Below are 24158 nucleotides of genomic sequence, written 5' to 3'. Positions count from 1 at the left end.
GCGGTGCTTTTCGTGGGAGCGGACGTGTCCGCGCGCTTTTGTGTTCGGGCAGGCGGTCAGGGCCGCCAGCGGGAAAGCCACCCCAGCCCGGCTTCGGTGCCCGCCGCGTCCGGACGGTACTCGGCGGCCAGCCAGTCGTCATAACCCGCCTCGCGCAGGGCGTGCAGCGCGGCGGGAAAATCCAGCGCCCCGCTGCCCGGCGCGCCGCGCCCCGGACAGTCGGCGAACTGCACATGACCGATGCGCCCGGCCAGCGCCCGGATGGCCGTCGGCAGGTCCAGACCCTGGCGGGCCATGTGGTAGAGGTCGAGCTGGGCGAACAGATTGGGGTGCGCCACGGCGTCCAGCAGGCCGAGCAGATCCTCGGGGGTATTGACCAGAAAGCCCGGCATGTCCAGCGGGTTGATGGCTTCGCAGTACACCCGGATGCCCAGCAGCTGGAACGCGTCGGCGGTGGTGCGCAGGTTGGCGGCCAGGGTGGCCAGGGCGTCTTCGCGGGCGACGCCGGCCGGCAGGCGCCCGGCCAGCACATTGACCGCCTGTGGGCGGGTCATGGCCGCATAACTCAGCGCCTCCTGCAGCGCCCGGTCGAAGTCGGCCTGGCGCGCCGGCACGCAGGCCAGCCCGTCGCCGCCCTGCATCAGGTCGCCGGCCGGCAGGTTGATCAGCACCAGCGGCAGCGCCAGGCGCTCCAGCTCCTCCTTCAGGCGCACGGCTGGCAGCTCGTAGGGAAACTGGATCTCCACGCCCTCGAAACCCGCGGCGCAGGCGGCGCGCGGCCGCTCGATCAGCGGGCGCTCGGTGAACAGCAGCGACAGATTGGCGGCGATTCTCACGGCCGGGCCTCCCGGTATTGCAGCACCAGCGTGGCCGGGTCGTGCTCCGCGTGGCCCTGGCCGGCATGGAGGCGCATCAGCTGGGCGGCCAGGCCGCTCATCGGCGTGGCGCTGCCCTGCTCGCGGGACAGGCGCACAGCGGTGTCCAGGTCCTTGAGCAGCGTGCGCACGTGCCACTTGATTGGCTCGAAACAGCTTTCGGCCATCTGCGGGGCAAGAATCTGCAGCGGTTTGGAATCGGCAAAGCCGCCGGCCAGCGCCGGTGCGATCAGCGCGGCATCCACCCCGGCCTTTTCCGCCAGCGCAACCACTTCGGCGATCACCAGCGCATTGCAGGCGACGATCATCTGGTTGCACACCTTGGTCACCTGCCCGGCGCCGACCTCGCCCATGCGCGTCAGCCGCTGGCCCAGATGCGCCAGCACCGGGCGAACGCGCTCGATATCGGCCTCCTGACCGCCGGCCATGATCGCCAGGGTGCCGGCCGCCGCGCCCGGCGTGCCGCCGGAAACCGGCGCATCCACCCAGCGCATGCCGGTGCGCGCCTCCAGTTCAGCGGCCATCTCGCGGGTGGCAGCCGGTTCCGCGCTGGAGAAATCCACCAGCAACTGGCCGGGCCGCGCACGCTCGACGATGCCACCGGCGCCGAACACCACGTCGCGCACGGCGGCAGTGTCCGCCAGGCAGAGCATGACAATGTCCGCCTCGCACAGATCGGCGGGATGGGCTGCGATGCGCGCACCGTTGGCCACCAGCGGTGTGCATTTGTCGGCGGAACGGTTCCAGACCGTGAGCGGAAAACCGGCCGCCAGCAGGCGGCGGCACATCGGCAGGCCCATCAGGCCAATGCCGGCGAAGGCGAGGGAAGGCAGGGCAGACATTCCGGACTCCAGTGAAGGGATTGCGCCAAGGGTATCCCATTATCCGTTCTGCTCGACCCAGGTCGCTGACGATGGCATTGACTCCGCGGGGGTTGTCCATAAGATTCCGGCCCAGCCTGATGTGGCGCCGGGCCATGCCTGGCCTGCATCAGCGCAGGCTGCCCGCAGCCCTCCCCCGCATCCCACTCCGCAAGGAAAGATATGAAACTGCAATGCACGCTGGCCGCCCTGGTTTTCGGCCTGAGCACCCTCGCCCAGGCCGCCCCGATAGATGACATGCTCGCCTCCGCCCGGGACAACCTGTATGTCGGCGTCAACGGATCGCTGTTCGACGACCCGACCGTGCTGGGCCTCGGCGCCCACGCCGGCGCGGTCCTGCACCCGAACCTGGCTGCCGAAGCCCGCCTGGGCCTGGGGTTGGGCGAGGATGACAACCTGGAAATCGACAACTACTTTGCCCTGCTGGCCAAGGGCATCCTGCCGGTCGATAGCAACCTGGCGGTGTACGGCGTCGCCGGCCTGGCCCGCGTGGCCTATTCGGTGGATGGCTGGTGGGGCAATGCCAGCGGCACCGAATCCGGCATCGCGCTGGGCATCGGCGCGCAGTACCACCCCACCCGGGAGCTGACGCTGAATGCCGAGTTCCTGATGCTTCCCGAAGTCGAGGCACTCAGCCTGGGTATCAGCCACCGGCTGTAAAAGCCGCGACCGACCGGTCACGACCATTGGCGCATGGTGGAATCCGCCCGCTTCGTGGTTTAACGGGGGGCCCGGATAACAAGAATGAGCCGCCATGCGCCCCACCCTTCGCCCGCTCGCCCCGCTCTTTCTGCTGCATGGCGCTACCCTGCTCGGCGCCTGGCTGATTCTGCGCGGGCTTGCGCTGCCCGCCGGGCTCGACCTGGCGGCACTGCTATTACTCGGCTTGTGGCCCTGGCTCAGGCTGCGCCGCTTGCGCGCGGACGCGCCGGCCAGCACCCAGCAGGAAGCCCAGGCGTTCCGCAACCTCAGCCAGGAACTCTCCCGGCATACCACCCAGAACGCCCTGGCCGCCGCCCAGGTGGCCTTCAATGTGGAGCAACTGGCCCAGCGCCTGCATTCGCAGCGCGACGCGCTGGGCGAGATCGCCCTGGGCGCCGAGGCCATGGTCAGCACCGGGCAGCAGAGCGCCGCACAGGCGCAGCGAGCGCTGGATGCCGCCGAGGCGATGCGCCAGGGCAGTGTCAGTGGACAGGCGGAGCTGGAGCAGACCATCGCCCGCATGCGCCGGCTGAGCGCGCAAAGCCAGGCCAGCCGTGGACTGGTGGGCGAGCTGGCGACCCGTTCCGAGGAGATCCGCCGCATCGCCGACGTGATCGAGACCATCGCCAGCCAGACCAATCTGCTGGCCCTCAACGCGGCCATCGAGGCGGCGCGGGCCGGTGACGCCGGGCGCGGCTTCGCGGTGGTGGCCGACGAGGTGCGCAACCTGGCCTCGCACACCGCCAGGGCCACCGAGGAGGTTCGCGCGCGCATCGCCGAGATCCACCAGCAGAGCGAAGCGGTGGTCACCCACATCCAGCGCCAGGCCGGCGAGCTGGACGAGACCGGCGCGCTGATCGAAGTCACCGGCCGCCAGTTGGGCAACATTGCCGAGCTGGCCGGCGATGTGGCCAGCCAGGTCAGCCAGATCGCCGCCGGCACCGAGGACAGCCAGCAACGCCTGACCGCTCAGTTCACCGCGCTCGACCGACTGCGCACCGATGTGCTGGACAGCGAAGGCCAGACGCGGCAGCTGGAACAGGCCGCCGGGCAACTGGTAACGCAGGCTGAAACGGTCAGCGAGCAGCTGGCCAACGTGCAGCTGGATGCCTATCACCAGCGTTTCTACGACCTGGCCCGCGAGGGCGCCGCCGCACTGGCGGCGCGTTTCGAGGCGGATCTGGCCAGCGGGCGACTCAGCATGGATGACCTGTTCGACCGTGACTACCAGGCCGTAGCCGGCACCGACCCAGTCCGCTATCACACCCGTTTCGATCGCTATGCCGACCAAGTGCTGCCGGCCATCCAGGAGCCGCTGCTGGCCCGCGACCCGGCGCTGGTGTACGCCATCGCCACCACGCCGGACGGCTATGTGCCCACCCACAACCAGGCCTTCAACCAGCCGCCGACCGGCGATCCCGAGGTGGACCAGCTGCGCAGCCGCAGCAAGCGCATCTTCAACGACCGCACCGGCCTCCGCTGCGGCAGCCATGAGCGCAACCTGCTGCTGCAGACGTACAGCCGCGACACCGGCGAGCTGATGCACGACCTGTCGGTCCCGGTCCACGTGCTTGGCCGCCACTGGGGCGGCGTGCGCCTGGGCTACCGGCCGCAGCAGGCCACCGCTCAGCCGCCCAGGTAGGCCTCGCGCACGCGCGGATCGCGCAGCAGCTCGTCGCCACTGCCCTGCATGACGATCCGGCCGTTTTCCAGCACGTAGCCGCGGTCGGCCAGCTTGAGCGCCTGGTTGGCGTTCTGCTCGACCAGGAAGACGGTCACCCCGTCACGGCGCAGTTGCTCGATGATCTCGAAGATCTGCTGGATGACGATCGGTGCCAGGCCAAGCGAGGGCTCGTCGAGCAACAGCAGCTTCGGCCGGCTCATCAGCGCGCGCGCAATAGCCAGCATCTGCTGCTCGCCGCCGGACATGGTGCCGCCGCGCTGGACGAAGCGCTCCCTGAGGCGCGGGAACAGCGCCAGCACCCGCTCCAGTTCCTGCTGGTACTGGTCCTTGCGGGTGAAGAAGGCGCCCATGGCCAGGTTCTCCTCCACCGTCAGGCGGGCGAAGATGCGCCGGCCCTCGGGCACCACGGCAATGCTCTTGCGCATGATGTCGCAGGTGTCCAGGCCGACCAGCTCCTCGCCCTCGTAGCGGATGCTGCCGCTGGCGGCGCGCGGCGAGCCGCACAGGGTCATCAGCAGGGTCGACTTGCCGGCGCCGTTGGCGCCGATCAGGGTGACAATCTCGCCGCGCTCGACGCTCAGGCTGACACCGTGCAGGGCCTGGATCTTGCCGTAGAAGGTGGAAACGTTGTCGAACTGCAGCATCAGGTTTCCCCCAGGTAGGCCTTGATCACATCCGGATTGGCGCGAATCTCCGCCGGCGTGCCCTCGGCCAGCGGGGCGCCCTGGTTGATCACCAGGATGCGTTCGGAAATGCTCATCACCAGCTTCATGTCGTGCTCGATCAGCAGCACGGTCACCCCGTGCTCGTCGCGCAACTGGCCGATCAGCGTCTTGAGGTCCTCGGTCTCGCGGGGGTTTAGGCCGGCGGCCGGCTCGTCGAGCATCAGCAGGCGCGGCCGGGTCATCATGCAGCGTGCGATTTCCAGGCGGCGCTGCTGCCCATAGGCCAGCGTGCCCGCCGGGCGGTTGGCCACCTCGGTGAGGCTCATGCGCTCCAGCCACTCGGCGGCGCGGCCCATGGCCGCTCGCTCGCTCTGTCGGTAACCGGGGGTCTTGAACAGGCCGGCGAAGAAGTTGGTGTTGATGTGCTGGTGCTGGGCGACCAGCAGGTTCTCCACCGCGGTCATCTCCTTGAACAGGCGCACGTTCTGGAAGGTGCGCACCACGCCCTTGCAGGCGATGCGATGCCCCGGCAGGCCCTGGATCGGCTCGCCATCGAGGAGGATCTCCCCCGAGGTGGGGCGGTAGAAGCCGTTCAGGCAGTTGAACACGGTGGTCTTGCCGGCGCCGTTGGGGCCGATCATCGACACGATCTGCCCTTCCCGCACGCTGAGGTTCACGCCATTAACGGCCAACAGGCCCCCGAAGCGCATGCACAGGCCCCGGACTTCCAGCAGCGGGCGGCTCATGACTTCAACTCCAGGTGCGGGCGCTGCATGGGCAACAGGCCCTGCGGACGCCAGATCATCATGACGATCATGGTCAGGCCGAAGATCAGCATGCGGTACTCGTTGAACTCGCGCATTTCCTGCAGCAGCACCATGACCACCGCGGCGAGGATGATGCCCAGCTGCGAACCCATGCCGCCGAGCACCACGATAGCAAGGATCATCGCCGACTCGATGAAGGTGAAGGATTCCGGCGTCACCAGCCCCTGGCGCGCGGCGAAGAAGCTGCCGGCGAAGCCGGCGAAGGTGGCGCCCAGGGTGAAGGCCGAGAGTTTGACGATGGTCGGGTTCAGGCCCAGCGAGCGGCAGGCGATCTCATCCTCGCGCAGCGCTTCCCAGGCACGGCCGATGGGCATGCGCATCAGCCGGTTGATGACGAACAGCGCCAGCAGCACCAGCAGCAGGGCGATCAGGTAGAGGAAGATCACCTTGTAGGTGGAGTCGTAGGGAATGCCGAAGAAGCCGTGGAACGTTTCCAGTCCCTCTGGCGCGCGCCGGTCGAAACTCAACCCGAACAGCGTCGGCTTGGGGATCTGGCTGATGCCGTTCGGCCCGCCAGTGATATCGGTGAGGTTGCGCAGCAGGATGCGGATGATCTCGCCGAAACCCAGGGTGACGATGGCCAGGTAGTCGCCGCGCAGGCGCAGCACCGGGAAACCCAGCAGGCAGCCGAAGGTGGCGGCCATCAGGCCGGCGATGGGCAGCGCCAGCCAGAAGCCGAAGCCGGCGTACTCGGCAAGCAAGGCATAGGTGTAGGCGCCCACGGCGTAGAAACCGACGTAGCCGAGGTCGAGCAGGCCGGCCAGGCCGACCACGATGTTCAGGCCGATGCCGAGCATCACGTAGATGAGGATCAGCGTGGCGATGTCCACCGCCGCCCGCGAACCGAAGAACGGCCAGACCAGCGCCAGCATCACCAGGGCGAGAATGATCCAGCGCTGGGTGGACGGCAGGGTCAGCCAGTTCTTCACCTGGCCCGGCACCGACGGCGTCATGGCCGCCAGGCGACCCGCGCCCGGCAGACGGTCACGCAGCAGCTGCCAGGTGAACATCGCCACGGCGGCCAGGCCGATGGTCCACAGGGTGCGCGCATCGGCGCCTTCCACCTGCAGGCCGATGCCGATCACGCTCAGTTTCAGGCCGAGGATCGGGTAGGAGATCAGCAACAGCAGCAGGGTGCTGAACAGCGCGGTCTTGAGGTTGCGGCTCATACCTTTTCCACCTCCGGACGGCCGAGGATCCCGGTGGGACGGAACAGCAGCACCAGCACCAGCAGGCTGAAGGCCACCACGTCCTTGTACTGGTCACCGAACAGGTCGGCGCCGAACGCCTCGGCCACGCCGAGCAGCAGGCCGCCAAGCACCGCGCCGGGAATGCTGCCGATACCGCCAAGCACCGCGGCGGTGAACGCCTTGATGCCGGCCAGGAAGCCCAGGTGCGGATTGATCACCCCGTACTGCATGCCGAGCAGCACGCCGGCCACGGCGGCCAGTGCAGCGCCGATGACGAAGGTCAGCGCGATGATCTGGTTAGTGTTGATGCCCAGCAGGTTGGCCATCTTCAGGTCTTCGGCGCAGGCGCGGCAGGCACGTCCCAGGCGCGAGCGGGAGATGAACAGGCTCAGGCCCAGCATGGCCAGGAAGGTGACCACGAAGATCAGCACCTGCATGTAGGAAATGGTCACCCCGCTCATGGCGCTTTCCCCCAGCACGAAGTTGCCGGGCAGCAGGCTGGGGATGGCCTTGTCCTTGGAGTCCTGGGACAGCATCACCATGTTCTGCAGGAAGATCGACATGCCGATCGCGGAGATCAGCGGGATCAGCCGGTTGCCGCCGCGCAGCGGCCGGTAGGCGACCCGTTCGATGCTGTAGCCGTAGGCGCTGGTGACGATCATGCTGGCCGCGAAGGCGACGAACATGATCGGCAGCAGGCTGTCGACGCCGGCCATGGCCAGCAGGGTAATGGCGATGAAGGCGATGTACGAGCCGATCATGTACACCTCGCCGTGGGCGAAGTTGATCATGCCGATGATGCCGTACACCATCGTGTAGCCGATGGCGATCAGCGCGTAGGTGCTGCCGATGGTCAGGCCGTTCACCAGTTGCTGAAGGTAGTGATAGAGCTCGGGCATTGCGGATTACCTCGTGCCGTCCGGCCGCCACAAGGCGGCCGACGGGTCCGTAAGGCACATGCGAAAGGAGCCCGCCGCGCAGGCGGTGGGCTCCCGGTCATGACGGACTTACTTGGTGGCTTCGCTCTTGGTGCCGTCCTGGTGCCATTCGTAGACGACGAAGCTGAAATCCTTCAGGTCGCCCTTCTCGTCGAAGGCCAGGGTGCCGGTGGGCGTGTCGAAGGTGTTGGCGCGCAGGGCGGCGGCCACCTTCTCGGTGTCGGTGCTGCCGGCCTTCTCGATGCCCTGGGCGATCACCTGCACAGCGGCATAGGCGGGGAACACGAACGGACCGCTGGGGTCTTCCTTCTTCGCCTTGAAGGCCTCGACCAGCGCCTTGTTCTTCGGGTCCTGGTCGAAGGAGCGCGGCAGGGTCACCAGCAGACCTTCGGAGGCCGGGCCGGCGATGGCGGAGATTTCCTTGTTGCCGACGCCTTCGGGGCCCATGAAGCGGGCGGCCAGGCCGCGTTCCTTGCTCTGGCGCAGCAGCAGGCCGAGTTCCGGGTGGTAGCCGCCGTAGTAGACGAAGTCGACATTGGCGCGCTTGAGCTTGGCGATCAGCGCGGAGAAGTCCTTGTCGCCGGCGTTGATGCCTTCGAAGGCCACCACATTGATGCCCTTGTCCTTCAGGGTGTCACGCACGGCGGTGGCGATGCCTTCGCCGTATTGCTGCTTGTCGTGCACCACGGCCACGGCCTTGGGCTTCACCTTGTCGGCGATGAAGTTGCCGGCGGTCGGACCCTGCAGGTTGTCCAGGCCGATGGTGCGGAAGATCAGCTGGTAGCCGCGCGCGGTGACGTCCGGGCTGGTGGAGGCGGGGGTGATCATGAGGATGCCCTCGTCCTCGTAAATATCCGAGGCGGGCTGGGTGGAACTGGAACACAGGTGGCCGACCACGAAGGAGATGCCGTCGTTGACGATCTTGTTGGCCACGGCCACGGCCTGCTTGGGATCGCAGGCGTCATCGTAGACCACGCCTTCGAGCTGGGCGCCGTTGACGCCACCGGCCTTGTTGATCTGCTCGATGGCCATGCGCGCGCCAACGAACTGCATTTCGCCGTACTGCGCGACGGCACCCGTCACCGGTCCGGCCAGCGCGATCCTGATGTTGTCGGCGGCCAGGGCCTGACTGGCGCAGCCGGCCAGGGCCATTGCGGTAATGAGCTTGCGCAGGTGCTGTGTCGACTTGGTCATAGTGTCCACTCTTCTGATTGTTGTCGTCCGGGATGACTGAAACCACAGGCAGTGCCCGATGAGTGTAGAGCGCCATTTCCCGCCTTGGGAAGCCGCCATGGCCCCGGTCGGAGCGCCTGGTCTCGAATTGAAACAAAGCCTCCGTGCCCGAGCGACGTACCCCATGGTTTTTCCACCGACAGCGGTGCGGGTATCATTGCCGCCCGCTCAATCCGGTGAATGCCATGTCCTCGCAAACCCAAAGCACTCTTTATGCCAAGCTGCTGGGCGAAACCGCCACGATCCGCTGGGAGGAACTGCAGCCGTTCTTCGCCAACGGCAGCCTGTTATGGGTCGATGCCAGCCTGGATCTGGTGGCCGTAGCCGAAGCCGTGGCCGGGGATGACCAGTCGAAAGTCGCCACGTGGCTGACCTCGGGCCAGCTGGAACGCATCAGCGCCGAGCACGCCGAAGACTGGCAGCGCCGCGATCCGTATCTCTGGGCGGTGGTAGTGGCACCCTGGGTGCTGGTGCAGGAGCGCGCCGGCAGCGCCGCGATGCACTAAGACGGTGCTTCAGCATCCGCAGGAACTGTAGGAGCGGCTTCAGCCGCGACGCCCTTGCGTACCCCGCAGCCTTCGCGGCTAAAGCCGCTCCTACAAAAAACGAATGGCGCCTAGGCTGAGGAAACCCTTCCCCTGCTTCCGAGGCGCCCATGTTCGAACCCGGCCATCTGCACCGCGCCAGCCTGCCGGGCGACTCCCCCGCCTGGCATCTCGACCTCCACTACGAGGTGCGGCACGACGCCCGGGAAGGACCGATGCTCCACCTGCGCATTTCCGGCGAGCTGGACGGCAAGCCTTTCGCCGAGGAGCTGAGCCTGCACCGCGACACCGCGCCGAACTTCGCCAGCCAGGTGGCCCGTATCGCCGAACGTCACGGCCTGCCGGTGGCGGAGCACAGTCCTATCCTGCCGAATCATGCGGAGTACGACCGGATGTTCGAGGACATTCGCGAACGCCTGGCTCTGCAGCCCGGCGAGCCGGTGGATCTGGAGCATGTGGCGCAGGACAAGCCGCCGACGGTGTGAGCGGCGCGTGGTGCACTGTGGGAGCGAATTCATTCGCGAGCTTCTGGTATCAGCCAAGGAAAAGCTCGCGGACAAGTCCGCTCCCACAGGCGCAAGTCCGCTCGCGCTTATTGAGTCACCCAGCGCTGGCGCACCCAACCGCTCAGCGCGTCGACACCCAGCACCAGCAGCAACATGGCGAGGATCACCGTGGCGGCCTGGGCTTCCTGGAACAGGCTCAGACTGATGTAGAGCATCTGCCCCAGCCCGCCAGCGCCGACGAAGCCGAGCACGCTGGCCATGCGGATATTGTTTTCCCAGCGATACAGCGTGTAGGCCACCAGCTGCGGCCAGACACCCGGCAGCGTGCCGTAGCAGAACGCAGCGACCCGCCCTCCTCCGGCCAGACGCACCGCGTCGGCCGGCTCGGCCGGCGTGTTCTCCAGCGCCTCGGCAAACAGTCGACCCAGCACCCCGGCGGTGTGCAGCGCCAGCGCCAGCGTGCCGGCATTCGGTCCGAGTCCGGCGGCCAGCACCATCAGCGCCGCCCACACCAGTTCCGGAATGGCCCGCACGGCGTTGAGCAGCAAACGCGACGCCTGCAGCGCCAGGACGCCATAGCGGCCGGAAGCCGGCAGCGCCAGCGCCAGACCGAGCAGCGCGGCCAGCAGGGTGCCCAGCGCCGACATGGCCAGGGTTTCCAGCGCGCCGCGACCGATGGCGTTCAGGTGTGGCGCGGAGAAATCCGGCGACAGGAAACCGCTGGCGTAGTCGCCCATCTGACTCAGCCCGTCGGCGCTGACCAGGTTGGCGACGTCCAGATCAAGGAACTGGAAGGACCAGAGCGCCGCAATCAGCAAGGCAGCCAGCAGCAGGCCGTTGATCAGGCGTGTCATGTGTAGCGCTCCCGCAGCAGCCGACTGAGCCGGTCGGCCAGCAGCACCAGCAGCAGGAAGGTGAGCAGCATGCTGGCCACTTCGCCGCCGGCGAACATGCGCAGCGACAGGTCCATCTGCTGGCCCAGCCCGCCCGCGCCGACGAAGCCCATCACCACCGAGGCGCGAACGGCGCACTCCCAGCGGTACACGGTGTAGGAGAGCATTTCCGAGGCGGCATTCGGCAATATGCCGTAGGCGAAGGCCGCCAGCCGTCCGCTGCCCGCGCCGAACAGGGCCCGGGTAGGACGCGGGTCCACCGACTCGAAGATTTCCGCGTAGACCTTGCCGAGCATGCCGCTGTAGGTAATGGCGATGGCCAGCACCCCGGCGGTCGGGCCGAGGCCGACGGCGCGCACGAACAGCAGGGCCCAGACGATCTCCGGCACGCTGCGCAGCACGATCAGCAGGCCGCGCACCGGCCAGCGCAACGCGACGGCCCACCCGGCCGGACGCCCGCCGCGCGGCAACGCCGACAGCGACAGCGCCCGAGTGGCCAGCAGCGCGCAGGGCATGGCGATCAGCAATGCCAGACACATGCCTGCCGTGGCGATGGCCAGGGTTTCCAGGGTGGCCTGCCAGAGCAGCTGCAGGAAGGACGCATCGTGGGCCGGCGGCCAGAAGCCAGCCAGGAAGCCGCCCATCACAGTGGCGTTGTCAGCGCGGAACAGCGCCGTCAGGTCCAGCTCGCTGAGCGACAGGCCGGGCCACAGCAGCGCCAGCGCCAGCAGGGTCAACAGCAGCCGCGGCAGGGCCGCCGGGTCTCCGGGAAGGCTATTCATCAGCAGCGCGGAATGATCGGTTGCAGCGGCGCGTGAGACTCGGGCGCCTGCTGCAGTTGCGCGTTGGCGTACAGGGCCTGCAGCTCGGCGGCCGTCACCTCGGCGGCGGGACGGTCGAAGACAATGCGTCCGTCACGCACGCCGACGATGCGCGGGAAGTGTTCGAGGGCCAGCTCCACGGCGTGCACACTGGCCAGCAGGCTGATGCCGCGCTGTGCCGCCTCGCGATTGAGCAGCGCCAGGGTATGGCCAGCAAGGATCGGATCCATGGCCGACACCGGCTCGTCGGCCAGCATCAGCTCCGGGGACTGATAAAGCACGCGAGCGATGCCGACCCGCTGCAGCTGCCCGCCCGACAGCTGATCGCAGCGCGCAAACAGCTTGTCGGCGAGATCCAGACGCGCCAGCGCATCGCGTACCCCGCCGCGGTCAAGGGGATGGACCAAGTTCGCCAGCGCACGCAGCGTCGACCAACGCCCGATGCGCCCGGCGCCCACCGCCGTGACCACGCGCTGGCGCGGCGGCAACGGCGGCGCCTGGTGCACCAGGCCAATGCGCGCGCGCAGTCGCTGGCGGGCACGGGACGACAGCGCCCAGGGCTGCTCGCCGAGCAGCTCCAGGCGGCCATGGCTGGGGCGCAAGCGGGTGGCCAGCAGATTGAGCAGCGTGGTCTTGCCGGCCCCGGAAGGCCCGATCACCGCCACTCGTTCGCCGGGCGCCACGCTCAGCTCGATGTCGGAAAGGGTCTGCACCCCGTTGGCGTGGACAAAGCCCACGCCGGCCAGTCGAACGCTCACTCCTTCAGCAGCCCTGCCGAACGGGCCGCCTGCTCGATGCTCTGGTAGTTTTCCGGCTGGGTTTCGACGAAGCGGCTGGCAGCCTGCAGGTCGAGAATCGCCTTGTGCTCCGGATTGGCCGGATCGAGGGCCAGGAAGGCCGCCTGAATGCGCTGCGCCAGCTCGGCATCCAGGCCGCCGCGCACCGTCCAGTTGTAGTCGTAGTAGGTGGGCGTGGTGGCGAACACGCGCACCTTGCCGGTATCCACCTTGCCGCTGGCCACCAGCTTGTCCCACACCGAGGCATTCAGCACCCCGGCGTCGGCACGACCGGCCTGCACCCAGGCGGCGGTGGCGTCATGGGCGCCGGAATAGGCCACGCGGCTGAAATGCTCTTCCGGCACCACGCCGTCCTGCAGCATGAAGTAGCGCGGCATCAGGCTGCCGGAGGTGGAGGAAATCGAGCCGAAGGCGAAGGTCTTGCCCTTGAGGTCGGCCAGCGATTGCACCTTGGGATCGGCGGTGACGAACTTGCTGGTGAACACCCGGTCCTGCTCGCGCTGCACCAGCGGGCGAGCCTCGGCATCCTTCAGGTGCAACTGCACGAAGGTGAAACCGCCCAGCCAGGCCAGGTCGATGCGGTCGCTGGCCATGGATTCCACCACGGCGGCGTAATCCGAGACCGGCACGAACTTCACCGGCATGCCCAGTTGTTGCTCCAGGTAGGCCCCCAGCGGCTTGAACTTGCGCAGCAGTTCGGTAGGCGCTTCGTCGGGGATGGCGGATACGCGCAGCACCTCGGCGGCGTTGGCGAATGCGGCGGACAGGGACAGGACGACACTGGCGACCAGCGTCAGGGGACGGTTGAGCATGGGATTCTCCGGTTCAATAGCGGAAAAGGGTCGGGCGGCGCGGATTATAGGAGGCGCGCGCAGGCGGCGTAAGGGCTCAATGCGGCTACGCTCATTTTCATGCCCTGCCGACGGAGATCGCCGCGATGCTGCGCCACCTTCCACTGCTCCTGGTCGCACTGCTTTTGAGCGGCTGCGGCATCAACAACATTCCCAGCTATGACGAGCAGGTGAAATCCGCCTGGGCGCAGGTGGAGAACCAGTACCAGCGGCGCGCCGACCTGATTCCCAACCTGGTGGAGACCGTGAAGGGTTTCGCCCGCCAGGAGCAGGACACCCTGACGGCGGTCATCGAGGCCCGCGCCCGGGCCACCTCCATCCAGGTGGATGCCTCCACGCTGGACAACCCCGAGCAGCTGCGCCAGTTCGATCAGGCCCAGCAGCAGCTCAGCGGCGCCCTGAGCCGCCTGATGGTGGTGGTAGAGCGCTATCCGGACCTCAAGTCCAACCAGAACTTCCTGGCCCTGCAGTCACAGCTGGAAGGCACCGAAAACCGCATCGCGGTGGCGCGCCGCGACTTTATCGCCGCCGTGCAGCGCTACAACACCGAGATCCGCACCTTCCCGGGGCGCATCTGGCACACGTTGCTGTACAGCGACATGCCGCTGCGCGAGACCTTCGAGGCCACCGCACCGGACGCCGAGCAGGTGCCGGCCGTGCGCTTCTGATGCTCCGCGCGCTGTCCGGTCTGTGCCTGGTTTTCTGGGCCGTGCTGGCATTCGCCCAGCCGCCGGTGCCCGCGCTCACCGGCCGGGTGGTCGACCGCGCCGAACTGCTCGACGCCGCCCAGGAGGCCGAGCTGAACCGTCTGCTGGCCGGCCACGAGCAGGCCACCGGCGACCAGCTGGTGGTGGTCACGTTGCCCGACCTGGCCGGACGCAGCATCGAGGAAACCGGGCTCGCGCTGGGGCGTGAATGGGGCATCGGCCAGAAGGGTCGCGACAACGGCGCGCTGCTGATCGTGGCCCAGGCCGAACGCCGCATCCGCATCGAGGTCGGCTATGGACTGGAGGATCGCCTGACCGATGCGCAGAGTGCGCTGATCATCCACAACCTGATCGCCCCGGCGTTTCGCCAGGGCGATTTCGCCGGCGGGATTCGTGCCGGGGTGGAAGGGATGATCCAGGTGGTCGGTGGCGAGCCGATGGAGGGCTATCTACCGGCGCTGGGCCAGCCCGCCCAGGAGCAGCCACCGCTGCTGGTGCTGCTGATTGTGTTCCTGGTGATGCTGGCGGTGATCGGCATCGGCGGTGGCCGTGGCGGCCGCGGCCGGCAGGCGCGCTCGGTCATGGCCGCTGCCGCATTGGGCGCGCTAATGGGCCGGGGCGGGGGTGGCGGATTCGGGGGTGGCGGATTCGGCGGTGGCGGGGGTGGTTTCGGGGGCGGCGGCGCCTCGGGTGGCTGGTAGACGGGAGACGAGATGAGCCTGCTCAACGAACAGGAACAACAGCGGGTGGCCGAGGCCATCGCCCGGGTGGAGCGCGACACCGACGCTGAGCTGGTCACGGTGCTGGCCGCGCAGGCCGACGACTACCGCTACATCGCCCTGCTCTGGGCCGGTCTGCTTGTCCTGCTGCTGCCTGGGCTGCTCAACCTGTTCGGTGAATGGTGGAACGCCCGGCAACTGTTGCTGGTGCAATGGCTGGGTTTTCTGGCTCTGGCCCTGCTGTTTCGCCTGCCCGCGCTGCGGGTGCGCCTGACGCCCCGCGCGGTACGCCACTGGCGCGCCGCCAATCTGGCCCGCAGGCAGTTCCTCGAACAGAAGCTGCATCACACCCACGGCGACGTCGGCATGCTGATCTTCGTCAGCGAGGCCGAGCACTACGTGGAGATCCTCGTCGACCGGGGCATTGCCAGCCGGATCGAGGATGCCACCTGGCAGGCCCAGGTGGACCGCTTCACCGCACAGGTGCGCCAGGGTCAGGTGCTGCAGGGTTTCCTCGATTGCATCGAAGGCTGTGGCGCGGTGCTGCGCGAGCGGCTGCCGGCCAGCCACCCGCACAATCAGCTGTCGGACCGTCTCGTCATCCTGCCCTGACCCGGCGCCACAGGCGCCAGGTCAGCCAGCCGGCCAGCCACAGCAACAACGCGCACAGCAGCGTGGCCGTCCATTGCAGCCCGCCGGCGTGGCGGAACAGCTCGCTCGGCGCCAGGCTGGCCACCCGCAGCATGCGCTGCTCGGCAGCGGCGCCCTGATCGGTGAGCAGCGCCAGCCCCCGGGCGTCCCGCGCTGGCAGCGCCGCCACATGGTCGAGGAAGGCCTGCCATTCTTTGTATTCCTGGATGCCCGGCGTGTCGGGGTCGCGATCCAGCACGGCGTCGCGAATCTGCGCCAGCGGGCGACCCTCGGCGTCCTTGGGCACCACCTCGAACAGGCCGTAGGTCAGCTCGGGAATCAGCCAGGTGAAGCTGCCCACGTAGGTGGTGGCGCCCAGGCTGATCAGACCGGGGGCGTCCGGGTCCAGCTCGCGATAGCCGCGCTCGGCATCACCCAGCCAGATGCGGCTGACGCGGTCGAACGGCATGCGCCAGGGGTTGTAGGTGAACTTCACGCCGGAGACGCGCGGGTAGTAGCTGTCGCTGTCACGCATCTGGTAGGCGAGCAGCAGCACTTCGAGGATCTGGCGGATCTCGCGGGGGGTGAAGTACACGCGCATCAGCGGATAGCCGGGCTGGTCGTCGAACTCGCCGATGCCCAGCGGCGCGACGCGGAACAGGTCCGCCACGCTCTGCACGCCCTCGCGGCCGCGGTAAAGCTCGTCGCGCAGGGTGCCGTTACCGGTGAAGGCGATATCGCTGCCGGCCCCGCGGCGCAGGGCATCGGTAACCAGATTGCCCAGCACCGGGTCGTCGTAGGCGCGCGTCAGGGTGCGCTCGACCCGCGCCAGCGGCTGATCGAAGGCGTAGCCATGGGCGGCCAGCACCCGCTCGCTGACCGCCTGCTGCAGCGCGGCGACCCGCTGGCTGATGGCGGGATCGCCGGGAGTGCGGTCGTCGATGGCGTGTAGGCGATACTCCGCGACTCGGGCGCGCCCCTGCGCATCCAGCGTCATGTGCAGCTCGCCCAGGTACTGGATCTCCGAGCCGACCTGCACGAGGGTGGTGTCGTTGACCCGCAGCGGCTCTCGCAACAGGCTGTGGGAGTGTGCACCGATTACCAGGTCGATGCCCGGCACCTGCTCGACCAGTTCGACGTCTTCGCCGCGCCAGCTGCCGTCTGGCTGCGCGCTGACGCCCATGTGCGAGAGCAGGATGACCACGTCGACCCGCTCCTGTTCACGCAGCAGGCGCACCATGTCGCGGGCGGTGGCCAGCGGGTCGGCGAAGGTCACTGGCGCCATCAGCGGGCTGACCTCCACCGCATCGCGGCCCATCAGGCCGAACAGGCCGAAACGCAGGCCGCCCTTCTCCACGATCCGGTACGGCTGGATACGACCGGCGCGCTGCAGCGCTTCCAGGGCATCGTCGTCGGCGCTCCGGGCAGAGAAACGGATATTGCTGGCCAGGATCGGCACATTCGGTGCGTCGCCGGCCCGCTCGGCGGCCGCGATCATCTGCGCCAGGCCGGCGGGGCGGAAATCGAACTCGTGGTTGCCCAGCGTGGTGGCGTCGTAGCCCAACGCGCCGAGCAGGCGCAGTTCGCCGCCCTCCTCGCGGGCCACCGTGTGAAACAGCGTGCCCATGCTGAAATCGCCGGCATCCAGGGTCAGCAGCGGCACCTCGCCGAGCGCTGCGCGGCGCTCGTGTAGCAACGTGGCCAGACGCGCGACGCCGCCGACGGTCAGGTCGTCGTTCAGGGAATTCGGGCTGTACTCGCTGTTGGGGCCATAGCCCAGCAGCCGCGACTGCCAGTCGTTGGTGTGCAGGACCACGAAGCGGCGTTCCGCCGCTCCGCTTGCCAGGCTGGCCATGAGGCAGGCCAGTGCCAGCAGACTACCGATGATGCGCATGTTCACTCCTGTGGGCGCCGCCGACGGCCGGCGCGGCGGAATCATCCCATCTTTGCCCGGTCCACTGCACGAGCAGCCGTGGAGTCCTGGCCATGAACGACAAGAAGCATCCGCCCAGCGGACCCTCCGAAATCGACACGATGGAAGATCGCATGGGCTCGATCGAGCAGCTGGATTTCGACGACCCGGGGCCGAGCGGGCGCTTCGGCGAGCCCGCCCCCCGTGAGGTTCTGGACCAGTTGACCCCGGAACGCGAGCGCGAGGCCGGCATGACCGGCGGAGAATCCCTGGGGCCGGACGTGCATGAGGACGGCATCACCCAGGATGACCTCAGCCCGGAAACCCTGTTCGACGAGAGTGGCGCGCGCTCGCCCCGCGAGCGCGGCCAGGGCCTGCCTGCCGACCAGGACCTGAGCATCGTCGACGAGAGTGAGATCGGCGAGGGCGGCGGGCTGGACGAGGCCGAGATGGCGCGGGTCATGCCGCTGGATGGCCGGCCGGACGAGGAGGAAGACGAAGAGGACGAGCGCTAGTCGAGCAGCGTGCAGGCCATGACCAGCGCATCCTCGGAACCGCCGCCGGCGGCCGGATAATAGTTGCGACGCCGGCCGATCTCGTTGAAGCCGTAGCGCTCATAAAGTCGATAGGCGCTGTGGTTGGAGGCGCGCACTTCGAGGAAACACTCCTGGCCGCCGCGCTCCCGCGAGCGGGTCATCAGATGATTCAGCAGGGCCAGCCCGAGCCCCCGGCCCTGGCAATCCGGGGCGACGGTGATGTTCAGCAGGTGGGCCTCGTCGAGGATCAGGTCGATGACGCCGTGGCCAACCTGGCGGCCGGCCTCGAGCATCACCCAGCATTCATACGACTTCAAGGCGTCGCGGAAGATGCCCGGCGACCAGGGATGGCTGAAAGCCGAGCGTTCGATCTCAAGCACGGCGTCGAGGTCCGCTTCGGTCATGGGGCGGAAATGCAGGTTGTCGGTCATGGCGGGTCGGGATTACTTCAGTGGGATTGCCAGCGGCGCATCACCCGGCGCATCGAGCGCCAGAGCTCGGCTTTGAGTGCAGGTTGTTCCAGCAGTTGATCGAGACCCGGCAGCGTCCAGGCAGGCCCCAGCGTTTCGTGGTGCAGCTCGCGCAGGACCGCGCCGGGCTCCAGATCGCCAGCGAAGCGCAGCGCCGAGGCGCCGATCAGCCAGAGGCAGGCGCACGGCGCCTGTTCCTCCAGACGCGCGGCAACGAAACTCTGCACGAACTCGCGGGCCATTTCCGGCCCCTGGTCCAGGCTGCCGGCCTGCAGGAGCGGCCAGCGCACCGGCTCACCCACCAGTTGCGGGCTGTCCGGCAGGCCGGCGGCGCGTAGCAGATCGCGCAGCAGCAGATAGGCGGGATCGCGCCCCTGAAACGTCTCGCCGGTGGGCAGTTCCACCAGCAGCAGGCATTGTCCGGCACGCAGCAGTTGCTGGCTGAAGCGCGGCAGTTCGCTGCTGCGGGTCACCGGCTTCGGCGCGGGCGCTGGTTCGTCCACCACGGCACTGGCCGGGCGGACCTGCGGGCGCAGCTGCGGCCGCGGCAACTCGGCCCGGGGCATCGTTGCAGCCGGCGCTGACACAGCGGTTTCCTGCACTGCAGTCGGCAAACGCTCCGGCACCGCGACAGGCAACGGCAGCCACAGCTCGGCGTTGGACGGCGCAGCAAACGGCAGGGTGCGGCAGGCGGCCCAGCTGTCAATCTGCATGGCGCGCAAATAGGCGCGGCGGCGCGCTTCGTCGATCAAATCCCGGATACCTGCGGATGGGCCTTGCGCGCGCCGGCCTGCATCAGGTTCAGCGCGTTCAGGTAGGCCTTGGCGGAGGCGACGATGATATCCGTATCGGCGCCGTTGCCGTTGACGATGCGGCCATCCTTTTCCAGGCGCACCGTGACCTCGCCCTGGGAGTCGGTGCCCTGGGTGATGGCATTGACCGAATACAGCTGCAAGGTCGCCTGGGAGTGCACCAGACTTTCGATGGCCTTGAAGGTGGCGTCCACCGGACCGGAACCCTGGGCCTGGGCTTCCCGTTCCACGCCATTCAGGTTGAGAACCAGGCGCGCCACCGGCACCTCGCCCATCCGGCTGGTCACCGCCAGGTCGCTCAGCTTGAACGGCTCGGGCATCTCCGCCGCCAGCGTGTCGGTTACCAGCGCCTGCAAGTCTTCGTCGAAGATCTCGTGCTTGCGGTCGGCCAGTTCCTTGAAGCGCGCGAAGGCGGCGTTGAGCTCCGTATCGCTGGCGAAACCGATGCCCAGCGCCTCAAGGCGCGAACGGAAGGCGGCGCGTCCGGAATGCTTGCCCAGTACCATGCGATTGGTGTTCCAGCCCACCGACTCGGCGGACATGATCTCGTAGGTCTCGCGGTGCTTGAGCACGCCGTCCTGGTGAATGCCTGACTCATGGGCGAAGGCGTTGGCGCCGACGATGGCCTTGTTCGGCTGGACGGGGAATCCGGTGATGCCGGAAACCAGTCGGGACGCGGCCAGGATGTGCTCGGTCTCGATGCGCGTGCTCAGCCCGAACAGATCCTGGCGGGTGCGCAGGGCCATCACCACTTCTTCCAGCGCGGCGTTGCCGGCCCGCTCCCCGAGGCCGTTGATGGTGCATTCCACCTGGCGTGCGCCGGCGGCTACCGCGGCCAGCGAGTTGGCCACCGCCAGGCCCAGGTCGTTGTGGCAATGCACGGAGAAGATCGCCTTGTCGGCATTGGGGATGCGCGCCAGCAACTGAGCGATCAGCTCGCCGTACTGGTGCGGAATGGCATAGCCCACGGTATCGGGAATGTTGATGGTGCGGGCGCCGGCATCAATGGCCGCCTCGATGATCCGGCACAGGAAGTCGAGCTCGGAGCGGCCGGCGTCCTCGCAGGAGAATTCGACGTCGGCGCACAGGTTACGCGCCTTGCGGACCGCACGTACGGCCTGCTCCACCACCTGATCGGGCGCCATACGCAACTTGTGCTGCATATGGATGGGGCTGGTGGCGATGAAGGTGTGGATGCGTGCCGAATTGGCGCCGGCCAGTGCCTCGGCAGCGCGCTCGATATCGGCGTCCAGGGCCCGGGCCAGGCTGCAGACAGTGCTGTCCTTGATGGTATCGGCGATGGCCTTCACCGCCGCAAAGTCGCCGGGGCTGGCGATGGCAAAGCCGGCTTCGATGACGTCGACCTTCAGGCGCTCCAACGCCTTGGCGATTCGCAGCTTTTCCTCACCGGTCATGGAAGCACCGGGGCTCTGCTCACCATCGCGCAGAGTGGTATCGAAAATGATGACGCGCTCGCTGCTGCTCATATCGGCACCCTCGGAACCCAAGTCTCGACCCGGCGCCGGTAGTCCCGCACGCCACATGCGGCGAATTGTGGCCGGAAACCTGTCGAGGGGAAAGCACCAGTTCCCGAGTCGGGCCGTCAACGCCTTCAGTTCGAGGGGAAGATGTAAAGGTCGCCGCGCAGTTGCACCTGTCCGTCGGTGTGGAAGGTCAGTAGATCGGTCTGCTGCAGTTCCGGCTGGCTGACGCTGACCTGGTTGGCACCGGAGAGGGTGAACTGGACATCACTGAAATGACTCTCGCGTAACCCCAGCTTGAGTGCGTCCTGATTGAACAGGGCCCCCTCGCCATTGAAGCCGCTATCAATGGTCACGACATCCAGGGTGACGCCATCGAAACTGAAGGTGCCCTTGATGTTGTCGATGGCGATAACCCCGGCACTTTGACCTGGTCGGATCGCGACACGCGCCCCGCAGCCGCCGGGACAGCGCGTCAGTTGCGGGTTCGGGTTGAAGCGGATGGACGCACTGATACTGATGCCGTCCTGGCCATTGACCGCTGCCATCTCCGCCTCTTCCAGAGGCTGCAGATCGGCCAGCGCCAAGGGGGAAAGAATACTCAGCAGACAGGCGAAAGAACGAAGCATGTTTCCTCCTCAGCGCGGCAGATTGACCGTTCGCATGTCCAGGTAGTCGATGCGCAAGCCGCGAATGGCCTGGGAACCCAGGTTGACGTTACTCAACGAAAGGTTGCCGATGCTGATGTTGCTCTTCGGCACCTGAGCATAGAACTGCTGGTGGTTGGCCCATGTCACCCCCGGCAGGCGGAAACGCAGTTCGCCATCACCCAGCACACTGAAGTTAAGGGGCTGCAGGCGCCCATGGCCAAGGTTGAGGTCGAGATAGAGGTTCTTGGCGACCAGACGATTGGCATCGCTGCAATCGCGGCAGGCACCGGCGATCAGCTTGTCGGCGTACAGCTGCATGCTGATCTCACCCACCAGTCCATCCGCATTTCCCCATATGTTCAGATACGAGCCATGCAGGGTGAAACCCTCGATGTTCAGGGAGAAGAAGTCGCTCCGCGTGGTCGTAGCACCCTGGGTCGCGCCGCTGGAACTGCCGCTCCAGGCGGTAGAGGGCAGACTGAACACCGAGCCAAAGCCGATATCCAGGCCCGGAACCCGTGTCTTGCCGTCCTTCAGTGAGGAAGCGACCAGCAGCAGGGACGCCCTGTCCCCTTCCAGCTTGGTGATGCGGCCTGCACTACAGGTGGGCTGTTCAGCGCTCGGTGTTCCGCAGAGGCTGCTGAACTCGTTGTAGTCCTGTGCCCGCTCAGTCAACGTCAGGCCATAGCGTTCTTTCTGCCAGGCCTCGCTCAGTGCGAGGTAAGCAGCCATGAGTTCGTCACTCTTGCCCATGAACGTATCGACCGATGCGTTGTAAGCCCTTACATCGGAGGGGATACAAGCGTTCCCGCACCAGTATTTCTCACCCAGCGCGGGCTTGGGATAGATACCGGTATCCCGGGCCGCCCCGTGCAGGTTCGTCATCGTGCTACGGGCGGTGTTGTACTGGTCGTTGATCGTATCCACGGTCTGCTGCCGGGTCTGGACGAGCACCATGTCGGCATTGATTTCCTGCTGCAGGGTCAGGAAGCCCACCCCCGCATAGCGCTGAAGCAGGGATGACTGCCGAGCCGTCAGGGCGGCCATGTCGGCATTCAGGTTGGTCACGGCCAGATCGGGATTGTTGCAACCCGCCTCGCCAAACAGGCACCCCTGGTAATAAGACCACAGGCCGTACTGATGAGTGTTGTTGAGGGGGTCCGTCCAGGTAGGCGTCTTCAGTTGCAGCGCCTCAACACCAACGGGCAAGGAGGGTACCTGCGCAGCCTCCACGATCCCTAACCGGAAGGGATGCAGCGGGCTGCCGATGGCCGCCAGGGTGTCCAGGGAACCCCGTTGGCTGCCCTGCCCTTTTATATAGGAGTCCTCCAGATGGATAACCACGGGATTGCCATTGGAATCCTTGAAGCCCTCGATCCGCGCCGTCGCCTCCCCCTTGTCGTATAGGAAGCTATCGAGAAAGAAGCCGATCCCGGAACCACTGACCGAATCCAGTTCTCGATCGTCCAGCGGTTGCATTGCACCTGCGTGGGTACTGGCCAGGAGCAGCAGCAAGGCACCATCCCGAGCCCAACGATTCATGATCAGCACCCCGCCGCCTGCGCACCCATGCAAGTTGGTTCACGGGCTGTGCCCCGCAAGGCGTCGAAGAGATTAAGCATGAACGGGTAAATGGTATCTGCGCCGCTGCCTGTCTTCGCGAAATTGGCAAAGGCGCCTCGTTGGGTATCCACGAATTTGCCGGCATTGGCCAGATCCTGCCAGGGCACGTTCTGGTTCTGGATCGAGAAGAAAATCCCCTCGGCGCCGCCTTGGGCAATGTTCGTCTTGGTGGGGTCACCGACAAAAATGGACTTGTAGTTTGTGAGCGGGAAACAGGTGATCAACCCGAGGGCCTCACAATTGCTCGCTTTGGTCAGCGTGGGGATCAACGCCGCAATCAGGCCGGTCTCATCGGTCTGCAACGAGCTACCCGCAGGCACGCCAATGTGTGTGGCGCGGTTGATAGGCACCCCGTCGAGCGTGGTATAGCCGGTGCCCTGCTGCAGAAGCTCCACGGTCGTGTAGACCTCCGTGTCACCTGCCAGCGAAAGCGCGATGCAGTTGATATCCACCAGGCAGCCGAGATTGCTGATCCCGTTCTGCTCCATGTAGAAATCCTTGCCAAGGGAGGCTGGACCATAGATCTTGCCCTGCATCTTGCCGGTCAGCGACAGGATGTCCCCGGAGAGATGACCCATGGAACGACCGAAACCCAAGCGCACACCAGCGACCTCTCGAATCCCCTGGTCGTTAACCTTGAAGGCGAATTCCAGATAGGGATCCTGGATCTTGAACGGCTCGATGGCAGCCGCAGAAGAATCGTTGTTACGAACCCGCCCGAGAGCGAAGTTGTTGATCAGAATGTCAGCGGACTGGTTCGACGCCAGCCCCGGGATGCCAGAGCGGTCGAAGTCACCCAGGCGCAGCTCATCCATGTTGAGGAGGACGTCAATCTCCGCTCCGAAGTTGATGCGGGTGTACTGGTAGCCAGCATAGGTCAGGGCATCCAGACTGATCAGAGCCTGACCGGAAACAGCAGACAGCTCGGCATCGTTCAGAGGTTTCAGTGCTGCTGCGCTGGTTCCGGCGACCAGTGCACCACAGACAAGGCTTAGCAAACGCCCGGCTCGAGGGGTATGCATTCGGGTCTTCCTTGAAAAGTAGAGGCTTCCGAATGCTCCACTATAGGGATTCGCGCCGCTGACGCAGCCAACCCATAGTCGTGCCGAAAACTCCCCTCCAGGCCGAAGCCCCCCACGAGCGTTACCCTTTTCCACACACCAACTTCGCAACCAGGCCGTGGAAAAGACAAAACCCCAACCCGCGGTTG

Annotated in this window: 26 protein-coding genes; 8 read left to right on the top strand and 18 right to left on the bottom strand. The window is 66.8% G+C overall.

From position 1 onward, the window contains the following. Positions 1 to 56 precede the first annotated feature (56 nt). Positions 57 to 836 (bottom strand): hydroxypyruvate isomerase family protein, encoded by a 780-nt coding sequence (locus PT85_RS00130; protein WP_039605618.1) that lies wholly within the window; start codon positions 834 to 836, stop codon positions 57 to 59. Next, the gene (locus PT85_RS00125; RefSeq protein WP_039605617.1) at positions 833 to 1717 is read right to left on the bottom strand and encodes an NAD(P)-dependent oxidoreductase; all 885 of its coding nucleotides are present in this window, start codon (positions 1715 to 1717) and stop codon (positions 833 to 835) included. Before PT85_RS00125 ends, PT85_RS00130 begins: the two co-directional genes overlap by 4 nt. A 201-nt stretch (positions 1718 to 1918) precedes the next feature. Here PT85_RS00125 and PT85_RS00120 point away from each other — a divergent pair, with 201 nt between their 5' ends. After that, positions 1919 to 2416, top strand: a complete 498-nt coding sequence (locus PT85_RS00120) for an outer membrane beta-barrel protein (RefSeq protein ID WP_027590834.1) — start codon at positions 1919 to 1921, stop codon at positions 2414 to 2416. A gap of 94 nt (positions 2417 to 2510) precedes the next feature. Beyond that, positions 2511 to 4100: a methyl-accepting chemotaxis protein gene (locus PT85_RS00115; protein ID WP_039559863.1), complete on the top strand. Its 1590-nt coding sequence runs from the start codon at positions 2511 to 2513 to the stop codon at positions 4098 to 4100. Here the strand turns inward: PT85_RS00115 and PT85_RS00110 are convergent. From PT85_RS00110 to PT85_RS00090, 5 genes are all read right to left on the bottom strand, one after another. Beyond that, complete coding sequence (locus PT85_RS00110; protein WP_039559862.1) at positions 4085 to 4786, bottom strand: ABC transporter ATP-binding protein; 702 nt, start codon at positions 4784 to 4786, stop codon at positions 4085 to 4087. The two genes, PT85_RS00115 and PT85_RS00110, sit on opposite strands and share 16 nt — an antisense overlap. Then, the gene (gene livG / locus PT85_RS00105) at positions 4786 to 5553 is read right to left on the bottom strand and encodes a high-affinity branched-chain amino acid ABC transporter ATP-binding protein LivG (protein ID WP_027590837.1); all 768 of its coding nucleotides are present in this window, start codon (positions 5551 to 5553) and stop codon (positions 4786 to 4788) included. The genes PT85_RS00110 and livG overlap by 1 nt, the downstream gene beginning before the upstream one ends. Beyond that, positions 5550 to 6803, bottom strand: a complete 1254-nt coding sequence (locus PT85_RS00100; protein WP_039605616.1) for a high-affinity branched-chain amino acid ABC transporter permease LivM — start codon at positions 6801 to 6803, stop codon at positions 5550 to 5552. The genes livG and PT85_RS00100 overlap by 4 nt, the downstream gene beginning before the upstream one ends. Beyond that, positions 6800 to 7723 (bottom strand): high-affinity branched-chain amino acid ABC transporter permease LivH, encoded by a 924-nt coding sequence (livH, locus tag PT85_RS00095; RefSeq protein ID WP_027590839.1) that lies wholly within the window; start codon positions 7721 to 7723, stop codon positions 6800 to 6802. The genes PT85_RS00100 and livH overlap by 4 nt, the downstream gene beginning before the upstream one ends. Before the next feature lie 108 nt (positions 7724 to 7831). Then, positions 7832 to 8956 (bottom strand): branched-chain amino acid ABC transporter substrate-binding protein, encoded by a 1125-nt coding sequence (locus tag PT85_RS00090; RefSeq protein WP_039605615.1) that lies wholly within the window; start codon positions 8954 to 8956, stop codon positions 7832 to 7834. A gap of 224 nt (positions 8957 to 9180) precedes the next feature. Here PT85_RS00090 and PT85_RS00085 point away from each other — a divergent pair, with 224 nt between their 5' ends. Together PT85_RS00085 and PT85_RS00080 are read left to right on the top strand one after the other, a co-directional pair. After that, positions 9181 to 9501 (top strand): DUF2288 domain-containing protein, encoded by a 321-nt coding sequence (locus PT85_RS00085; protein ID WP_039605614.1) that lies wholly within the window; start codon positions 9181 to 9183, stop codon positions 9499 to 9501. Between the two features lie 149 nt (positions 9502 to 9650). Beyond that, on the top strand, positions 9651 to 10025 hold the full coding sequence (locus PT85_RS00080) for a DUF5064 family protein (protein WP_027590842.1): 375 nt from the start codon (positions 9651 to 9653) through the stop codon (positions 10023 to 10025). A gap of 107 nt (positions 10026 to 10132) precedes the next feature. Here the strand turns inward: PT85_RS00080 and phnE are convergent, their stop codons facing one another. The 4 genes from phnE to PT85_RS00060 are packed head-to-tail and all read right to left on the bottom strand — an operon-like array spanning position 10133 to position 13369. Beyond that, the gene (gene phnE / locus PT85_RS00075; protein ID WP_039605613.1) at positions 10133 to 10900 is read right to left on the bottom strand and encodes a phosphonate ABC transporter, permease protein PhnE; all 768 of its coding nucleotides are present in this window, start codon (positions 10898 to 10900) and stop codon (positions 10133 to 10135) included. Continuing rightward, positions 10897 to 11721, bottom strand: a complete 825-nt coding sequence (locus PT85_RS00070; protein ID WP_039605612.1) for a PhnE/PtxC family ABC transporter permease — start codon at positions 11719 to 11721, stop codon at positions 10897 to 10899. Before PT85_RS00070 ends, phnE begins: the two co-directional genes overlap by 4 nt. After that, on the bottom strand, positions 11721 to 12518 hold the full coding sequence (locus PT85_RS00065) for a phosphonate ABC transporter ATP-binding protein (RefSeq protein WP_027590845.1): 798 nt from the start codon (positions 12516 to 12518) through the stop codon (positions 11721 to 11723). The genes PT85_RS00070 and PT85_RS00065 overlap by 1 nt, the downstream gene beginning before the upstream one ends. Continuing rightward, positions 12515 to 13369, bottom strand: a complete 855-nt coding sequence (locus PT85_RS00060) for a putative selenate ABC transporter substrate-binding protein (protein ID WP_039605611.1) — start codon at positions 13367 to 13369, stop codon at positions 12515 to 12517. The genes PT85_RS00065 and PT85_RS00060 overlap by 4 nt, the downstream gene beginning before the upstream one ends. A 125-nt stretch (positions 13370 to 13494) precedes the next feature. Here PT85_RS00060 and PT85_RS00055 point away from each other — a divergent pair, with 125 nt between their 5' ends. From PT85_RS00055 to PT85_RS00045, 3 genes are read left to right on the top strand one after another with little or no spacing between them, the layout of a single operon-like run. Further along, the gene (locus tag PT85_RS00055) at positions 13495 to 14076 is read left to right on the top strand and encodes a LemA family protein (RefSeq protein WP_039559845.1); all 582 of its coding nucleotides are present in this window, start codon (positions 13495 to 13497) and stop codon (positions 14074 to 14076) included. Beyond that, the gene (locus PT85_RS00050) at positions 14076 to 14816 is read left to right on the top strand and encodes a TPM domain-containing protein (RefSeq protein WP_039605610.1); all 741 of its coding nucleotides are present in this window, start codon (positions 14076 to 14078) and stop codon (positions 14814 to 14816) included. The genes PT85_RS00055 and PT85_RS00050 overlap by 1 nt, the downstream gene beginning before the upstream one ends. A gap of 12 nt (positions 14817 to 14828) precedes the next feature. Further along, positions 14829 to 15446 (top strand): TPM domain-containing protein, encoded by a 618-nt coding sequence (locus PT85_RS00045; RefSeq protein WP_027591842.1) that lies wholly within the window; start codon positions 14829 to 14831, stop codon positions 15444 to 15446. Here PT85_RS00045 and PT85_RS00040 read toward each other — a convergent pair. Next, positions 15433 to 17358 (bottom strand): bifunctional metallophosphatase/5'-nucleotidase, encoded by a 1926-nt coding sequence (locus tag PT85_RS00040; RefSeq protein WP_039605609.1) that lies wholly within the window; start codon positions 17356 to 17358, stop codon positions 15433 to 15435. The genes PT85_RS00045 and PT85_RS00040 overlap by 14 nt on opposite strands. A 92-nt stretch (positions 17359 to 17450) precedes the next feature. On the opposite strand from PT85_RS00040, the gene PT85_RS00035 reads away from it, so the two are divergent. Then, positions 17451 to 17891: a hypothetical protein gene (locus tag PT85_RS00035; RefSeq protein ID WP_039605608.1), complete on the top strand. Its 441-nt coding sequence runs from the start codon at positions 17451 to 17453 to the stop codon at positions 17889 to 17891. On the opposite strand, the gene rimI is transcribed toward PT85_RS00035, so the two are convergent. The 6 genes from rimI to PT85_RS00005 all read right to left on the bottom strand — a co-directional run bounded on the left by rimI (position 17888) and on the right by PT85_RS00005 (position 23970). Further along, positions 17888 to 18343 carry a ribosomal protein S18-alanine N-acetyltransferase gene (rimI, locus tag PT85_RS00030; RefSeq protein ID WP_039559837.1) on the bottom strand — a complete coding sequence of 152 codons (456 nt, stop codon included), beginning with the start codon at positions 18341 to 18343 and terminating at the stop codon, positions 17888 to 17890. The genes PT85_RS00035 and rimI overlap by 4 nt on opposite strands. Before the next feature lie 17 nt (positions 18344 to 18360). Then, complete coding sequence (locus tag PT85_RS00025) at positions 18361 to 19134, bottom strand: hypothetical protein (protein WP_039605607.1); 774 nt, start codon at positions 19132 to 19134, stop codon at positions 18361 to 18363. Next, positions 19131 to 20681 carry a 2-isopropylmalate synthase gene (locus tag PT85_RS00020; RefSeq protein WP_039559833.1) on the bottom strand — a complete coding sequence of 517 codons (1551 nt, stop codon included), beginning with the start codon at positions 20679 to 20681 and terminating at the stop codon, positions 19131 to 19133. Before PT85_RS00020 ends, PT85_RS00025 begins: the two co-directional genes overlap by 4 nt. 125 nt (positions 20682 to 20806) lie before the next feature. After that, positions 20807 to 21304: a DUF6160 family protein gene (locus tag PT85_RS00015; protein WP_039559832.1), complete on the bottom strand. Its 498-nt coding sequence runs from the start codon at positions 21302 to 21304 to the stop codon at positions 20807 to 20809. A 9-nt stretch (positions 21305 to 21313) separates the two neighbouring features. Further along, positions 21314 to 22840, bottom strand: a complete 1527-nt coding sequence (locus PT85_RS00010) for a hypothetical protein (protein ID WP_139182067.1) — start codon at positions 22838 to 22840, stop codon at positions 21314 to 21316. Positions 22841 to 22869: 29 nt separating this feature from the next. Then, entirely contained in the window at positions 22870 to 23970 is a 1101-nt protein-coding gene (locus tag PT85_RS00005; RefSeq protein ID WP_039605606.1) for a hypothetical protein, read from the bottom strand. Between the last annotated feature and the right edge of the window lie 188 nt (positions 23971 to 24158).

Source organism: Pseudomonas flexibilis (assembly GCF_000806415.1).
Classification (GTDB): Bacteria; Pseudomonadota; Gammaproteobacteria; order Pseudomonadales; family Pseudomonadaceae; genus Serpens; species Serpens flexibilis.
Note: the sequence above shows the minus strand (reverse complement) of the source record. Positions and strands in the feature narration are given on the sequence as shown.

What these genes read in the sequence shown, in the direction of transcription:
- PT85_RS00125 (WP_039605617.1), bottom strand. Translation starts at nt 1,717, where the DNA reads ATGTCTGCCCTGCCTTCCCTCGCCTTCGCCGGCATTGGCCTGATGGGC.
- PT85_RS00120 (WP_027590834.1), top strand. Translation starts at nt 1,919, where the DNA reads ATGAAACTGCAATGCACGCTGGCCGCCCTGGTTTTCGGCCTGAGCACC.
- PT85_RS00115 (WP_039559863.1), top strand. Translation starts at nt 2,511, where the DNA reads ATGCGCCCCACCCTTCGCCCGCTCGCCCCGCTCTTTCTGCTGCATGGC.
- PT85_RS00110 (WP_039559862.1), bottom strand. Translation starts at nt 4,786, where the DNA reads ATGCTGCAGTTCGACAACGTTTCCACCTTCTACGGCAAGATCCAGGCC.
- livG (WP_027590837.1), bottom strand. Translation starts at nt 5,553, where the DNA reads ATGAGCCGCCCGCTGCTGGAAGTCCGGGGCCTGTGCATGCGCTTCGGG.
- PT85_RS00100 (WP_039605616.1), bottom strand. Translation starts at nt 6,803, where the DNA reads ATGAGCCGCAACCTCAAGACCGCGCTGTTCAGCACCCTGCTGCTGTTG.
- livH (WP_027590839.1), bottom strand. Translation starts at nt 7,723, where the DNA reads ATGCCCGAGCTCTATCACTACCTTCAGCAACTGGTGAACGGCCTGACC.
- PT85_RS00090 (WP_039605615.1), bottom strand. Translation starts at nt 8,956, where the DNA reads ATGACCAAGTCGACACAGCACCTGCGCAAGCTCATTACCGCAATGGCC.
- PT85_RS00085 (WP_039605614.1), top strand. Translation starts at nt 9,181, where the DNA reads ATGTCCTCGCAAACCCAAAGCACTCTTTATGCCAAGCTGCTGGGCGAA.
- PT85_RS00080 (WP_027590842.1), top strand. Translation starts at nt 9,651, where the DNA reads ATGTTCGAACCCGGCCATCTGCACCGCGCCAGCCTGCCGGGCGACTCC.
- phnE (WP_039605613.1), bottom strand. Translation starts at nt 10,900, where the DNA reads ATGACACGCCTGATCAACGGCCTGCTGCTGGCTGCCTTGCTGATTGCG.
- PT85_RS00070 (WP_039605612.1), bottom strand. Translation starts at nt 11,721, where the DNA reads ATGAATAGCCTTCCCGGAGACCCGGCGGCCCTGCCGCGGCTGCTGTTG.
- PT85_RS00060 (WP_039605611.1), bottom strand. Translation starts at nt 13,369, where the DNA reads ATGCTCAACCGTCCCCTGACGCTGGTCGCCAGTGTCGTCCTGTCCCTG.
- PT85_RS00055 (WP_039559845.1), top strand. Translation starts at nt 13,495, where the DNA reads ATGCTGCGCCACCTTCCACTGCTCCTGGTCGCACTGCTTTTGAGCGGC.
- PT85_RS00050 (WP_039605610.1), top strand. Translation starts at nt 14,076, where the DNA reads ATGCTCCGCGCGCTGTCCGGTCTGTGCCTGGTTTTCTGGGCCGTGCTG.
- PT85_RS00045 (WP_027591842.1), top strand. Translation starts at nt 14,829, where the DNA reads ATGAGCCTGCTCAACGAACAGGAACAACAGCGGGTGGCCGAGGCCATC.
- PT85_RS00040 (WP_039605609.1), bottom strand. Translation starts at nt 17,358, where the DNA reads ATGCGCATCATCGGTAGTCTGCTGGCACTGGCCTGCCTCATGGCCAGC.
- PT85_RS00035 (WP_039605608.1), top strand. Translation starts at nt 17,451, where the DNA reads ATGAACGACAAGAAGCATCCGCCCAGCGGACCCTCCGAAATCGACACG.
- rimI (WP_039559837.1), bottom strand. Translation starts at nt 18,343, where the DNA reads ATGACCGACAACCTGCATTTCCGCCCCATGACCGAAGCGGACCTCGAC.
- PT85_RS00020 (WP_039559833.1), bottom strand. Translation starts at nt 20,681, where the DNA reads ATGAGCAGCAGCGAGCGCGTCATCATTTTCGATACCACTCTGCGCGAT.
- PT85_RS00015 (WP_039559832.1), bottom strand. Translation starts at nt 21,304, where the DNA reads ATGCTTCGTTCTTTCGCCTGTCTGCTGAGTATTCTTTCCCCCTTGGCG.
- PT85_RS00005 (WP_039605606.1), bottom strand. Translation starts at nt 23,970, where the DNA reads ATGCATACCCCTCGAGCCGGGCGTTTGCTAAGCCTTGTCTGTGGTGCA.